Origin of the sequence: Kribbella capetownensis, assembly GCF_004331485.1 — a bacterium.
Classification (GTDB): Bacteria; Actinomycetota; Actinomycetes; order Propionibacteriales; family Kribbellaceae; genus Kribbella; species Kribbella capetownensis.
In genome coordinates this window covers 84,255-97,693 of sequence record NZ_SJKD01000008.1, presented here as the reverse complement: position 1 = coordinate 97,693, position 13,439 = coordinate 84,255, and the positions used below count along the sequence as shown (strand labels likewise).

The following is a 13,439-nucleotide window of genomic DNA, read 5'->3' as shown; positions in this document are numbered from 1 at the left end:
TCCACCATTTCAGCGAAGTAGACCGGTGGCATTCCGGCTAGCTGCACCTCTGGACATCGATCCGGTCACGGTCCGTGCCTGGACCGGCATCCCCCGGCGCGTCCGGAGGCGACGATAGATCGCGGTACCGGATCGGTAGCTTAGCGATACTCCGAGGACGAGTGTCGCAACGCCGATGACGAGGTCCGCGAGGTTGTAGCGGTAGTGGCTGACAGCAATGAAGTCGACCGCGCCGCGGACACTGCCCGGAGCGGTCCAGGCGTGCAGGCCGACGCGGTCGAGTTGGTTGCTGCCCCAGCCGCCGATCGCCAGCGCGGTGGAGACGAGGATGATCGCTGGGCGCCGGCGCCGTACCAGCACGACGTACGCCGTGATCAGCAAGGCCAGCCCGGCGAGGTCCAGGAGCGTGCCCGTGGACGGGTCGGCGTACCAGTCGCCGATCCGCGGGCCCGCGAACTGGTCGCTTCCGCTGTTGATGATCGAGCCGTCGACGTGCTGCCAGGCCCACCGCTTGGTCGCCTGGTCGACCAGGACGACCAGCGCGAGCAGGGCGAGAACACGGAACCGCTGGCCGGCTCCGGCGGCGGCGGTCGTCGTGGTGGCCAGGCGGACCTTCGACATGACGCTCCTCGGGGGTGGACGGCGTCCGCGCTGGTCACGCGCGTTCTCGGCCGTACTTCAACCCTTCCGGGCGAGCGAGGATCGGACCTCAGCGACAGCGGCCAACCCACCTACCGGTTGCCTGCAATCTTGCGCCGGGCGCTGTCAGGGGTCAGCGGCCCTCGAGGTAGGTGAGGACCGCCAGGACGCGGCGATGGTCGTCGTCGGCCTCGGGCAGCTGGAGCTTGGTGAGGATGCTGCGGACGTGCTTCTCCACGGTGCCTTCGGTGACCCACAGCTGCCGCGCGACGCCGGCGTTCGACCGGCCCTCGGCCACCAGGGCCAGCACCTCGCGCTCGCGCTCGGTGAGCACCGCGAGCGGATCGTGCCGATGGCGAGAGTCCACGAGCTCCTTCACCAGCGCCGGGTCCACCACGGAGCCACCCCGGGCGACCCGCTCCAGCGTCTCGACGAACTCGTCAACGTCCGTGACGCGGCTCTTGAGGAGGTAGCCGACTCCTTGTCCACTGCCGAGGATCTGCATCGCGTGCTCGACCTCGACATGCGCCGAGAGCAGCAGGATCGCGGTCTGCGGGCGCTCCTGCCGGATCGCCTGCGCCACGTCCAGCCCCTCGGTCGAATGGCCGGGTGGCATCCGGATGTCGATGATCACCAGGTCCGGGAGGTGTTGCCGGACCAGCGCCAGCAGTCCCGGGCCGTTGCCGGCCTGCCCGACGACCTCGAATCCCGAGCGCTCCAGCAGGCTCGCGAGCCCTTCCCGGAGCAGGACGTCGTCATCCGCGATCGCCACTCGGGTCCGGCTCATCTCCACTCCCTACGCCGCCTGAACTCAGGTTAGCGCGAGGTCGAGGAGGGCAGCCCGGGCAGCGCCGACGGTCAGACGTTCGCACGGGTCCTTGGCCAGCAAGCCGGCGATGACGGGGCGCAGCCGGCCCGCCCGCAGCCAGGGGCCGGGCGGATTCTCGGCAACCGCGGTCAGCGTCGCCCACAGGCCGCCCTGGTCGAACGGCGTCCTGCCCTCGACGGCGGCGTACAGCGTCGCGCCCAGTGAGAACAGGTCGGACGGCGGTGCGGGCTCGTCGCCTCGGAGCTGCTCCGGGGACATGAACGCCGGGCTGCCGGCGACCACACCATGCGGGCAGTCGAAGTCCTCGTCGTGCCTGCAGGCGACGCCGAAGTCGGTCAGCACCACCCGGCCGTCGGCGCACAGTTGCACGTTGCCCGGTTTGACGTCGCGGTGGACGATGCCGGCGGCGTGGACACTCCGCAGTACGTCGAGCAGACGCAGGGCGAGGCGGATCACCCTGTCGATCGACAGAGGTCCGTCGGTCGCGATCACCTCGGCCAGCGTCTGGCCGGACAGCGGCTCCATCACGATCCAGGGGAGGCTGCCTTCGCGGACGAGATCCAGGATCCTGACCACGCCGTCATGGCTCACCCGGGCAGCGGTCCGCGCCTCGTTGAGCGACCGGGCTCGCGCTGCCCTTGCCTCTCCCACCGAACCGGTGTCGTTCGCCAGGTGCTGCTTGATGGCGACCGGCCGGCACAACAGTTCGTCCTCGGCCAGCCAGACCCGTCCCATGGCCCCGCGTCCCAGCAGTGACCGAAGCCGGTACCGCCCGGCGACCAGCCGTCCCGACGGTGCGGTCACGGACTCCGTGACGGCTTCGGCGAGGTCCGCGACGGCGTTCATGGGCTGACCCTTCGGATCTGGCGGTGTTCCGACCGTTCCAGCCTGCTGGGAAACCGGCATCCGAGTCGTCAGGGCCTGCGGGCATCCCCTCTACCGGCTAGCAGGAAGGCGAGCTGGGTGCCAGCCGCAGACCTGCTCCGCGCTCTGAACCCGTCCGTTCGATCCGACCGTGTGAGGAGTGTCGAATGATCAACAGCGCAAGGAGAAATCTGAAAATGAAGCGCATCGCCCTCTTCGCCGGTACGGCTGTGCTCGGGCTGGCCACTCTGACAGCCTGCGGCAACGGCTCGAGCTCGGCGCCCGCGCCGCAGAGCACGCCCGCCGCGTCGGCCTCCAACGCTCCGGCGAAGGTGTCCACTGCCACGGCCGGGAACTTCGGCAAGATCGTTGTCGACGGCACCGGCCGCACGCTGTACGTGTACGACCTGGACACCGCCAAGCCGTCCAAGTCCAACTGCTACACCGGCTGCGCCGCGCTGTGGCCGCCGTTCCTGGCAGGCACCGGTACGCCGCAGGTCAGCGGGGTCGACCCTTCGCTGGTGGGCACGGTGGCCCGTACCGACGGCACCAAGCAGGTGACGCTGGCCGGATGGCCGCTCTACCACTTCGCCAACGACTCCAAGGCCGGCGACGTGAACGGCCAGGGCGTCGACGGCACCTGGTGGGTGGACTCGACCAGCGGCCAGAAGATCACCACCCAGGCGTCCTCGTCGGGCGGCAACCTCGGCTACTGAGTCGTTCTTCCGTACGCTGGGTCGATGAGTGCAACGGTGCCGCGGACGGTGCTCAGCCGTCGTGCCTTGAATCGGGCCTTGCTCCAGCGTCAGCAGTTGCTGGATCGGGGCAGCGGCCCGGCGACCGAGTTGATCGAGCGGCTGGTGGGGCTCCAGGCTCAAGCGCCGTTGGCGCCGTACGTCGCGCTGTGGTCGAGGCTCGACGGCTTCGACCCCGACGAGCTGTCCGAGCTGCTGAGGTCGCGCCGGCTCGTGCGTTCCTCGTTGATGAGAGCAACGATTCATCTCGTCACCGCCGAGGACTGTCTGTCGTTGTGGCAGCTCCTGCATCCGGTCGCGGATCGAGGATTGCGGGGTGCCTTCGGCAAGCAGTTGGCCGGGGCCGACGTCGACGCGGTTGTTGCCTACGGCACCGAGCTGCTGAGCCAGGAACCGTACACCCGCAGTCGCTTGCGCGCGGTGCTCGGTGAGCGCTGGCCGGACTGGGACGCCACAGCGATGGCGTACGCCGTGAGCTACCTGACCGGCACGGTTCACGTCACTCCGCGCGGGCTCTGGGGCGAGAACGGCCCTGCCGCGCTGCAGACGATCGAGAGCTGGCTCGGCCGGTCGCCGGTGGCCGATCGCCCGATCGACTCGCTCGTACTGCGGTATCTGGCGGCGTTCGGTCCCGCGAGTGTGGCCGACGTACAGACGTGGTCGGGGCTGACCAAGCTGCGGGAGGTCGTGGATCGGCTCGAGCTGCGCGTGTACGCCGATGACGAGGGGCGAGAGCTGTACGACGTACCGGACGGGCCGCTGCCTGATCCGGAGACGCCCGCGCCGGTGCGGTTCCTGCCGGAGTACGACAATCTGCTCCTCTCGCACGCAGATCGCCGGCGGGTCAATCCGTCCGGGCGGACGATCCCGCTGCCGCCCGGGAACGGCGCGGCGATGGGCACGCTCCTCATCGACGGCGACTACCAGGCCGACTGGCGTCACCACCGCGGCCAGGAATCAGCACGAGAAGCGAGCCTGCGGATCACGTCTCACCGCGCACTGACCACCGATGAGCAGGAGGCGATCGAGCTCGAAGGGGCCCGGCTCCTCACCCTGATCGGCAACGAGGCAACACCGATCACCTTCGCAACGGACTAGGAGTTCGGGCGAAGACGAGCAGGGACCGGCCTGAAGTCAGGCGCCGGCGTTCTTCCAACGACAAGCCGACCGATGCCGCCAGTGCGTGCAGGTCGTCGTGGGTGCGTTCGCCTCCGCCGAACAGGACGAACAGCCGGAGATCCTGCGCGGTGGCGTTCAGCTCCGCCGCGGAACTTGCCTGATCATCGGTCAGCTCGCGTTCGACGACGACAACCCGACCGCCGGGTCCGCACGCCTCCGCCGCCCGCCGAAGGATGACGGCGGCGCCCTCGTCGTTCCAGTCGTGCAGGACATGCGCCAGGACATACGCGTCGTACCCGGTGGGCAACGGACCGCGGAGGTCGGCGGTCACTACCTGCGCGCGGTCGGCCAGGCCGAGCCGTTCGGCCTCCTCCTGCGCGGCTCGAGCCGGACCGGGGCGTTCGACGAGTACGCCGGTCAGCTGCGGCCAAGCCTGCAGGAGGCGATAGAGGAGGTGGCCTCGACCTCCGCCCAGATCCGCGATGCTGCCCAGCCGCCCCCACAGCGGATCCTCGACGAGCTCGTCCGCCCACTCCGCTGCCCGGGCGCTCATCAGCGTGTCGAACGAGCCCGACAGCACAGGATCGTCGTCGAAGACTGCCCATGGATCCGGTCTGCGCTGCCGGCCCAGCACTGCCGCCAGACAGTCCTCCACGAAGGACCTGTCCATCCGTCCGGCCGCGCCACTCCAGTCCAACCGGGCCGCATACGATCCGGTCCGGTCCGAGATGCGCCGGCCGAGCTCGGTCGACGACACCACGCCGTTCGCGTCCACGGAGAGAATCCCGCGCGCGGCGAGGAATCGCACCAGGCGCCGCAGGACCGAGTCGTCGATCCCCAAGCCGATCGCCAGCTGGCTCATGGGAGTCGGTTCCGTGGAGAGCAGGCCGATCGTGACCGCGACCCGAACGACGACAGGGGTCACCAGATCGGTCACCTGGTCGGGACTCGGCACTGAGGTCGACTGAGGCATGGCGCCAGCATCTGCTCGACCTCAGCGATCGCCCACACGGTGGCAGGAACTCGCCACCGGGGAGGTGGACCCTCCGTCGAGGCCAGAATGGACGGATGACACGGAGGCCCGAGCCGGTCGAGCAGGTGACGCATGCCCTGGAGCAGGGCAGGCGCCGGGTCCGCCTAGGGGCGACCGCACCGGCTCACACCGTACGAGGGTCACAGTCGTCGCTCTGGGACACCATCACCAAGCTACGGGCTCAGGCACGCCGCGAGATCCTCAGCTTCGACGACACCAGCTACCTGCTGGCCCACGACGTACCGGATCCGATCCAGCGGCGCGGCCCGGCGACCCTCCGCGCGGCACTCGGCCGCGGTGCCAGAGTGCGTCAGGTCACCTCGCGAGCAGGCTTGCTCGCCGACCAGCAGCTCGGGGCGATCGTCTACCGATCCGGCGGCGAGGCGCGGGTGGTGGACGCGGTGCCGCTCAAGGTTTCGATCATCGATCGGCACACGGTCCTGCTGCCGTTGAACTCGACGGTGCTGGCGGACGGATTCCAGATCGTCCAGGACCCGAGTGTCGTCGGCGCGCTCGTGGCAGTCCACCAGCATCTGTGGAACGCCGGAACCGACCCGGAGGGCATCGATCGAGACCTGCCTCCGCCGCACCTCGCCGTCATCCTGCCCGCGCTGGCTTCGGGCGCGCCCGACGAGGTCGCGGCGCCCCGGCTCGGTCTCTCGCCGCGCACTTACAGCCGCCGGGTCGCGGAGTTGCTCAAGGTCCTCGGCGTGCACAGCCGCTTCCAGGCCGGCGCCGAGGCGATTCGCCGCGGCTGGCTCTGACCCCGGCCGTGCCTGGGCACGTGGCGAGTTGACGCCAGTTCAGCGCCACGGTCCCGTGGCCACCGCAGGGTGGTTGCGACGGAGTTCCGCAGGCTGCACAACCAGCCGGGGGTGCCTGCGGGATCCGTCGCCAATCAGCGCCCGGGGGAGGACGGTGCGCTGCTCCCGGCGTACGGGAGGAGGATGAAAGGCATGAGAGCTATCACGTATGCGCGTTCCGGAGATCCTTCCGTTCTCGAGCTCGGGGAGAGGCCGGTCGCCGAGCCGGGTGATGCCGAGGTGCGGGTCCGAGTGGTGGTGTCAGGGGTGAATCCGACGGACTGGAAGTCGCGGACCGGCTCCTACGGCGGTGGGCCGGAGGAGGCGACAGTGCCCAACCACGACGGCGCCGGCGTGATCGACGCGGTCGGTGCCGGTGTGGATGGTCTGAGCGTGGGCGACCGTGTCTGGATCACCTTGGCCGGCGACGGTCGCCCGGCAAGCGGCACGGCCCAGGAGTTCACTGTCGTGCCCGCGGGCCGGGTCTTTCCCTTGCCGGCGAACGCGGACTTCGAGCTCGGCGCGAGTACCGGCATCCCGGCCATCACCGCACACCGCGCGTTGACGGTCGGCGATGGCGGCGCGACGCGGCTCCGGCCGGGCGCACTGTCCGGCCGGACCATCCTGGTCGCCGGGGGAGCCGGTGCGGTGGGCAACGCCGCGATCCAGCTCGCCCGCTGGGCCGGCGCGACCGTGATCTCGACGGTCAGCCGGGAGTCGAAGGCGACCCTCGCGACGGCCGCCGGCGCACACCATGTCGTCGAGTACACCAAGGCGGACGCGGCCGACGCGATCAGAGGGATCGCTCCCGATGGTGTCGACCTCGTCGTCGAGGTCGCGGCGGGTGCGAACGCCGAGCTCGACCTCGCCGTCCTCCGTCCGCGCGGGACGATCTCGATCTACGCCAACGACGGCGGTGCGCCGTTCGAGCTCGACGTACGGCGGAACATGGGCCTCAACACCCGCTATCAGTTCGTCCTGCTCTACACGGTCGGCTGGGACCGGATCACGGCCGCCGCGGAGGACATCAACCACGCCATCGAGGACGAGGCCTACCGGGTCGGCGAGCAGGCCGGCCTCCCACTGCACCGCTACCAACTCGAGGACACAGCCGCCGCCCACGCAGCCGTCGAGAACAACGCGGTCGGCAAGGTCCTGATCACCGTCGCGGCGACCTGACCGGCGGCAGGGGCATTTCCACGTCACATACTTGACAGAAGTAAGTAAAGGCCTCAGGGTTCAGACATCCTATCCGATTCGCGTCTTCGGAGACCCTAGAGAGGTCAGCCGCTCATGACCAGATTCCTTCGAAACAAGGCGATCCGAGGACCACTCGTGGCGCTCGCCGTCGCCGCTCTCCTCCCGGTCGGCCTGACTGCCGCGTCGTCCGCCGGTGCCGCGCCGCCGCAGACGGTCACCGCGGCGGCCGGTACGACGTACCCGCCGGCGGGTGAGCAGGCGCGGCAGCCGTACATGGGCTGGAGCAGTTACAGCATGCAGGTGTACTCGCCGACCGGTGGCGGCTGGATCACCGCCGACCAGATCGAGGCGCAGTCGGATGCGATGCACCAGAAGCTGCAGCCGTACGGGTACGAGTACATCAACATCGACGCGGGCTGGAACGGCGGCATCGACGACTACGGCCGGCCGGTGCCGAGCAAGACGCTCTACCCCGACGGCCTGCAGGCAGTGATCGACCACGTCCACGCGAACGGCCAGAAGATCGGGCTCTACGGCATCCCGGGCATCTCGAAGGCGATGCTCGACGCCAACCTTCCGGTGTACGGCGCTCCAGGCTGTACGACGGGAGACCTGGCGGTGCAGCCACTGCAGAAGGGCGACTACTGGGGCTTCGGCTACCGGATCGACGCCGCGAAGCCGTGTGCGCAGAAGTACATCAACTCGATCGCCGATCTCTATGCGAGCTGGGGCGTCAACTTCCTGAAGTTCGACAGCGTGACCCCGGGCTCAGGGGTCAGCGACCTGTCCATGGACGCGCGCGACGAGGTCAAGGCCTGGTCGCAGGCCCTCGCCCGCCACGGAATCTGGCTCGAGCTGTCCTGGGCTCTCGACATCAACTACGCGGACTACTGGAAGCAGTACGCGAACGGATGGCGGATCGATTGGGACGTCGAGTGCTACTGCCCTGGTGAGGCGCTCACCACCTGGCAGAACGTCGCGCGACTGTTCCCCAAGCTGGCCGACTGGTGGCGCCATGGCGGACCGGGCGGGTGGAACGACCTCGACTCCTTGGATGTCGGCAACGGCACGATGGACGGGCTGACGAAGGACGAGCGACGTACGGCGGCAACGCTGTGGGCGGTGTCCGCGGCCCCGTTCTACATCGGCAACGACATGACCAAGCTGGATTCGTACGGCCTCGAACTGCTCACCAACCGCGAGGTGATCGCGGTCAACCAGGCCGGTCGGCCGGCCCAACCGGTGTCCACCAAGACCAACCGGCAGACGTGGTACTCGCTCAACGCGGACGGCTCGTACACCGTTGCCCTGTTCAACCTCGGGACCACCGAGGCCAACCTGACGGTGAACTGGGCCGACCTCGGACTGGACGGGTCCGCGAAGGTTCGCGACCTGTGGGCGAAGAAGGATCTGGGCCAGTTCGCGTCCGGCTATACCGCTGCGACCGTGCCGCCGCACGGGACCCGGTTGTTCACCGTTACGCCGCAGAAGAACGCGAAGGTCAGCGTCAACGACGACGATCTGCGGGTCTCGTACGACGGAACCTGGCAGCGCAACGGCAACTTCGAGGTACCCGCGGTCTCCGAGCCGTTGACGGTCGCGGTGACCGACTCGTCGGCAGCGAAGTCCGGCGCGACCGCGAAGTCGACCGATGCCGGCGTACGGACGATCTCGGTGAACAACGACAACCCGGAGATTGTCTACACGGGTTCATGGAGCCGGAGCACGGGCCGTGGGCTCGGTGACTATCAGGACGACGTGCAGTACACCGAGGCCAACGGCGACGCCTTCACGTACAGCTTCGTCGGCACCGGCGTCGACTACGTGACCGAGACGCACGAGTCGCAAGGCGACGTCGAGATCTACATCGACGGTGCGCTCAAGGCGACGGTCGACACTCATCGCGATCCGGCCGAGGGGCGCGGTGCGCAGCAGGTCGTGTACAGCATCCCGGACCTGCCGAACGGAACGCACACGATCCGCGGGGTGAAGAAGTCCGGACAGTTCATGCTGCTCGACAAGCTGAACGTGCGGCAGGAGAGCCTGCTGAATCCGGATACGGCGGCGTTCGACAAGAACCCGTCCGCGCAGGCCGATGTCAGCGTCCAGATCGGGCGCGACCCCGACGAACTGGACGGTATCGCGAAGGGCGGCAAGGACCTCGTCAAGGGGACCGACTACACCGTCGACGGAACGGCGGTGACGATCAGCAAGAAGTACCTCGCCGCCCAGCCCGTCGGCAGCACGGTGCTCGACTTCAGGTTCCGCGGCGACCATCACGACGACGTGCACTACGCCACCGCGAATGGCGCGGGGATCGACTTCGCCTTCCGCGGCACCGGCGTCGAGTGGCTGACCGCACTCGGTCCGGACCAGGGCGATGCCGACGTCTACCTCGACGGCAAGCTCGTACGCCGGGTGAACCTCGCCAACGATGCACGCGCCACCGCCCGCCCGGCCTTCACCCGAACCGGCCTGAAGAACGGTGACCACACCCTGCGCATCGTCAAGGTCTCAGGCGACGTACTGCGCAACGACGTCATCCGCTACACGACCGGAAAGTAGCCGTAGGCAACGGCGGCGCCGTGCAACCGGCGCCGCCGTTGCCCTGGATCAGACGGCGATGCGGCCACCGTCGACCGGGAGCTGGGCGCCGTGGATGTAGCGGGCGTCGTCGCTCACGAGGAAGGTCACCGCGGTCGCGATCTCCTCGGGCAGCCCGGGCCGGCCGTGCGGAGTCGTGGCGGCGAGCTTGTCGAGGGCGTCGCCGTACCCGGACGTGCCCTCGGTGCGGGTCGGGCCCGGGCTGACCGCGTTCACCCGGACGCCGGACGGGCCGTACTCGGCAGCCCAGGCCTTGGTGAGCAGCAGCAGCGCGGCCTTGCTGGAACCATAGAGCGCGTACCCGGCGTCGCCGTAGTGCGCGACCATGGTCGCGATGTTGACGATCGCGCCCTTGCCTCGCTCGGCCATCTGCGGCGCCAGCGCGGCGACCAGGAAGTACGGCGCCTTGACGTTGATGTCGTAGACGTTCTCGAAGACGTCCTGGGTGGTCTCGGCCGTCGGCCCGTACGGGTAGATCCCGGCGTTGTTGACCAGGATGTCGATGCGGCCGCCGCCGAGTTCGGTGGCGCGGCGGGCGAGCTCCCGCGCGCTGGCCTCGTCGCTGAGGCCGGCGGCGACGAAGTCGGCCTTGCCGCCTGCCGCGCGGATGGTGGCGACGACCTCCTCGGCCCGGGCCGCGTCCCGGCCGGACACGATCACGTGCGCGCCGTGCTTGGCGAGGTCGAGCGCGATGGCACGCCCGATACCGCTGTTGCCGCCGGTCACGAGGGCGGTCGAGCCGTCGAGCTGTGCAGTCATGTCGATGTCTCCTTGAGTGGTGTGGACTGGCATCGATGGGCTCAACCACGGGACCGTCACCCCGTATGCCGTTGTGCCATCGGCTTTGGCGCTGGGGGTCATCAGTGCTGCTGATGCCAGAATCGGTGTGTGGAGATTCGTGAGCTTCGTGCGTTCGTGGTCGTCGCCGAGGAGGGTGGCGTGTCGGCGGCAGCGCGGCGCCTGCACCTCAGCCAGTCGGCGTTGTCCCAGGTCGTGCAGTCGCTCGAACGGCAACTCGGCGTACAACTTCTGACCCGCAGTCACAGCGGTACGACGCCAACCCCAGCGGGAGAGTTATTGGTACGCCGGGCGCGCGCGATCCTGGCCGACCACGACAAAGCGGTGGCCGAGCTGTCGGCGTTGGGCGACAGCGGCTCGGTCGTTGCCGGGAGCATCCGTGTCGGCGTACCGCTCGAGCTGCCGCTCGACGTACTGCCGTCGGCGCTGGCGGAGCTGCGGGCAGCGCACCCGGCCACTCAGGTCGAGGTCCGGCATGCCTCGAGCGCCGGACAGGTGGCGGCGCTCGAGAACGGGGAGCTCGACCTGGCTCTGGTCCGCTATCGGCCCGTCGGCGACCGGTTCGACGCGATGCTCGTCGTCCGCGAGCCGATCGGCGTACTGCTGGATGCCCGGCATTCGGAGTCTCTCGCCAAGCCGTCCGGTGTGCCACTGGATCGCCTGGCCGGGATGAACTGGCTGGCGTTCCCACGCTCGGACGCACCGCCTTGGTACGACGAGGTGGCGGCCATCCTCAGGACCCACGGACTCGTCGATCAGGTGTCGGCGGCCGGTGGCGATCCACCGGTCACCGCTGAGGTGAAGTTCGCCGCCGTACGCGCTGGGCGTTCCTTCACGCTCGCGCCGCCGGGGTGGGCGACCACCCTGCCCGAAGGTATTCGCTGGCATCCGATCGAGGGGAACCCCATCGTCCGCCGTACCTGGGCTATCTGGCCGGCCACCTCACGGCAACGCGACCTCGCCACCCTGGTCGCAGCCTTCCAGCTACCGAACGGCGGTGGCTGATCCGCGGTCCTGCGCTTTCCACTCGGTGGCGACTTCGACGGTGATTTCGATGGCTCGTTTGGTCAGCGGCGACTGGGTGCGGCCGGCTTGCCAGAGGAGGTAGATCTCGCGGGGTGACGGCCCGGGGTGCAGGTCATGGATGGAGAGTTCGGGGTCCGCGACCTCGGCGCCGGTCAGAACCAGCCAGGGGAGTACGGCGGAGCCCAGTCCGGACCGGACCATCGCCAGTACGGCTTCGTTGCCGACGGCACGGAACACGATCTGGGGCCGGACCTCGCTGCGGGCGAACATCGCCTCGACCTCGCGCTGGTCGCAGGTGGGTGGCCACGCCACCATCGGAGCCCGATCGAGACTGGTGACGCGGACCGGACCTTCGGGGAAGGCACCTCGCGGCGCGACCAGGACATACGGATCGTCGAGCAGTTTGAGATGTTCGATCTCGCCGGGCACCCGGCGATCGTGGAACATCAGGTCCACCGTGCTGACCGGTGGTGGATCGGACTCGTCCTCGATCAGCCGGATGTCGCAACGAGGGTGCTCCTCGCGCAACCGGCGGATGACGTGCGGCAGGAGCACGTTCGAGACGCTCTGGAAGGTGCCGATGTCGATGCGCCCTTCGCCGGCCTTGAACCGGTCGACCGCGGCGGCCAGGTCCTCGGTCCGCTCCAACAGGTCCCGACCGTGGGACAACACGACTGTGCCGAGTGGCGTGATCCGCACTGGCTTCGGCCCGCCGGGCCGGTCGAACACCGAGCCGCCGACGGCCTTCTCGAGCGACGCGATGTGCTGGCTCACCGTCGATTGCGTGTACCCGAGCCGCATCGCCGCACGCCCGAACGATCCCTCATCAGCGACGGCGGCCATCGTGGCCAGATGCCGCAACTCAACCTCGCCCATGATCCGAAGATACCCGCGGGGATCGGGCTTCGCGATGACATCGATCGAGAACCATCGCTTTTCACCATGCAGCTGGGCGGCTTAGCGTCGTAAGCATGGATCAACCGTTCGACTACGACGCCGAGCTCCGTCGCTATCACGAGCGCCTGCAGACGGCTGCTGATGTCAGGCCTGACGATCACGTGCTCGACATCGGCTGCGGCACTGGGCTGACTACCCGGGACGTCGCCAAGCGGGCGGCTTCCGCGGTCGGCGTGGACATCTCCGCCCAGAGGGTGGCGACCGCTCGCCGGCTGGCCGAACAGGAAGGTCTGCGGAACGTCTCCTTCGAGCAGGCCGACGTTCAGGACCACGGCTTTCCGGCGGATCGTTTCTCGTTGGGGGTCAGCCGGTTCGGCACGATGTTCTTCACCGACCCTGAGGTCGCGTTCACCAACATCGCCCGCGCACTGCGTCCGGGTTCGCGGCTCGTGCAGTTGGTCTGGCAGGCCGGCGAACACCAGGAGTGGTACGCCGTGTTCGGCGGTGACCAACGCACTGAGCCGGCCACCGGCGGAGCGTTCTCCCTCGCCGACCCCGCGACCGCGGAACGCATCCTGACTACCGCCGGATTCACCGACGTTGACATCACCGACGTACGAGAACCTGTCTACTACGGCAAAGACGCCGAGACCGCCTACGAAGCCGCGCGCAGTCTGCGGATGACGCAGGACCTCGTCGCAGGCCTCGACCCAGCCCAAGCCGAACAAGCCCGCCAACGCGTCCTGACCGACCTCGCCGCCCACCAAACCCCGGACGGCGTCTGGTTCGACTCCCGCGCCTGGATCATCACAGCCCATCTGTGCTCTTGAGGCGGTCCTGGAAGATGGGGAGACTGGCGGCTGTGCCAGACC

The 13,439-nt window shown here is 68.8% G+C and carries 13 protein-coding genes; 7 read left to right on the top strand and 6 right to left on the bottom strand.

The annotated features are described in order from the left end of the window. Positions 1-9: 9 nt before the first annotated feature. From E0H75_RS31165 to E0H75_RS31155, 3 genes are all read right to left on the bottom strand, one after another. Complete coding sequence (locus tag E0H75_RS31165; protein ID WP_131517289.1) at positions 10-621, bottom strand: signal peptidase II; 612 nt, start codon at positions 619-621, stop codon at positions 10-12. A 151-nt stretch (positions 622-772) separates the two neighbouring features. Further along, positions 773-1,426: a response regulator gene (locus E0H75_RS31160; RefSeq protein WP_131517288.1), complete on the bottom strand. Its 654-nt coding sequence runs from the start codon at positions 1,424-1,426 to the stop codon at positions 773-775. Between the two features lie 24 nt (positions 1,427-1,450). After that, a complete protein-coding gene (locus E0H75_RS31155) occupies positions 1,451-2,314 on the bottom strand; it encodes a serine/threonine-protein kinase (RefSeq protein ID WP_165554151.1) in 864 nt (287 codons plus the stop codon). A gap of 215 nt (positions 2,315-2,529) precedes the next feature. Here E0H75_RS31155 and E0H75_RS31150 point away from each other — a divergent pair, with 215 nt between their 5' ends. Both E0H75_RS31150 and E0H75_RS31145 read left to right on the top strand, forming a co-directional pair. Next, on the top strand, positions 2,530-3,048 hold the full coding sequence (locus E0H75_RS31150; RefSeq protein WP_165554149.1) for a COG4315 family predicted lipoprotein: 519 nt from the start codon (positions 2,530-2,532) through the stop codon (positions 3,046-3,048). 24 nt (positions 3,049-3,072) lie between these two features. After that, on the top strand, positions 3,073-4,185 hold the full coding sequence (locus E0H75_RS31145; protein WP_202873260.1) for a winged helix DNA-binding domain-containing protein: 1,113 nt from the start codon (positions 3,073-3,075) through the stop codon (positions 4,183-4,185). Here E0H75_RS31145 and E0H75_RS31140 read toward each other — a convergent pair. After that, positions 4,166-5,179, bottom strand: coding sequence for a methyltransferase (locus E0H75_RS31140; RefSeq protein WP_131517285.1), 1,014 nt, complete (start codon positions 5,177-5,179; stop codon positions 4,166-4,168). The genes E0H75_RS31145 and E0H75_RS31140 overlap by 20 nt on opposite strands. A 95-nt stretch (positions 5,180-5,274) precedes the next feature. Here E0H75_RS31140 and E0H75_RS31135 point away from each other — a divergent pair, with 95 nt between their 5' ends. The 3 genes from E0H75_RS31135 to E0H75_RS31125 all read left to right on the top strand — a co-directional run bounded on the left by E0H75_RS31135 (position 5,275) and on the right by E0H75_RS31125 (position 9,807). Then, a complete protein-coding gene (locus E0H75_RS31135; protein WP_131517284.1) occupies positions 5,275-6,003 on the top strand; it encodes a helix-turn-helix domain-containing protein in 729 nt (242 codons plus the stop codon). Positions 6,004-6,195: 192 nt separating this feature from the next. Continuing rightward, positions 6,196-7,221: an NADPH:quinone reductase gene (locus E0H75_RS31130; RefSeq protein ID WP_131517283.1), complete on the top strand. Its 1,026-nt coding sequence runs from the start codon at positions 6,196-6,198 to the stop codon at positions 7,219-7,221. A gap of 114 nt (positions 7,222-7,335) precedes the next feature. Then, the gene (locus E0H75_RS31125; protein ID WP_238163361.1) at positions 7,336-9,807 is read left to right on the top strand and encodes a X2-like carbohydrate binding domain-containing protein; all 2,472 of its coding nucleotides are present in this window, start codon (positions 7,336-7,338) and stop codon (positions 9,805-9,807) included. Positions 9,808-9,855: 48 nt separating this feature from the next. Here E0H75_RS31125 and E0H75_RS31120 read toward each other — a convergent pair whose 3' ends face one another. Then, positions 9,856-10,605, bottom strand: coding sequence for an SDR family NAD(P)-dependent oxidoreductase (locus E0H75_RS31120; protein WP_131517282.1), 750 nt, complete (start codon positions 10,603-10,605; stop codon positions 9,856-9,858). Positions 10,606-10,734: 129 nt separating this feature from the next. On the opposite strand from E0H75_RS31120, the gene E0H75_RS31115 reads away from it, so the two are divergent. Next, positions 10,735-11,649: a LysR family transcriptional regulator gene (locus tag E0H75_RS31115; protein ID WP_131517281.1), complete on the top strand. Its 915-nt coding sequence runs from the start codon at positions 10,735-10,737 to the stop codon at positions 11,647-11,649. Here E0H75_RS31115 and E0H75_RS31110 read toward each other — a convergent pair. Then, positions 11,629-12,546, bottom strand: coding sequence for a LysR family transcriptional regulator (locus tag E0H75_RS31110; RefSeq protein ID WP_131517280.1), 918 nt, complete (start codon positions 12,544-12,546; stop codon positions 11,629-11,631). The genes E0H75_RS31115 and E0H75_RS31110 overlap by 21 nt on opposite strands. 95 nt (positions 12,547-12,641) lie before the next feature. Between E0H75_RS31110 and E0H75_RS31105 the strand changes: the two genes are divergently transcribed. Then, entirely contained in the window at positions 12,642-13,397 is a 756-nt protein-coding gene (locus E0H75_RS31105; RefSeq protein WP_131517279.1) for a class I SAM-dependent methyltransferase, read from the top strand. Positions 13,398-13,439: the final 42 nt, after the last annotated feature.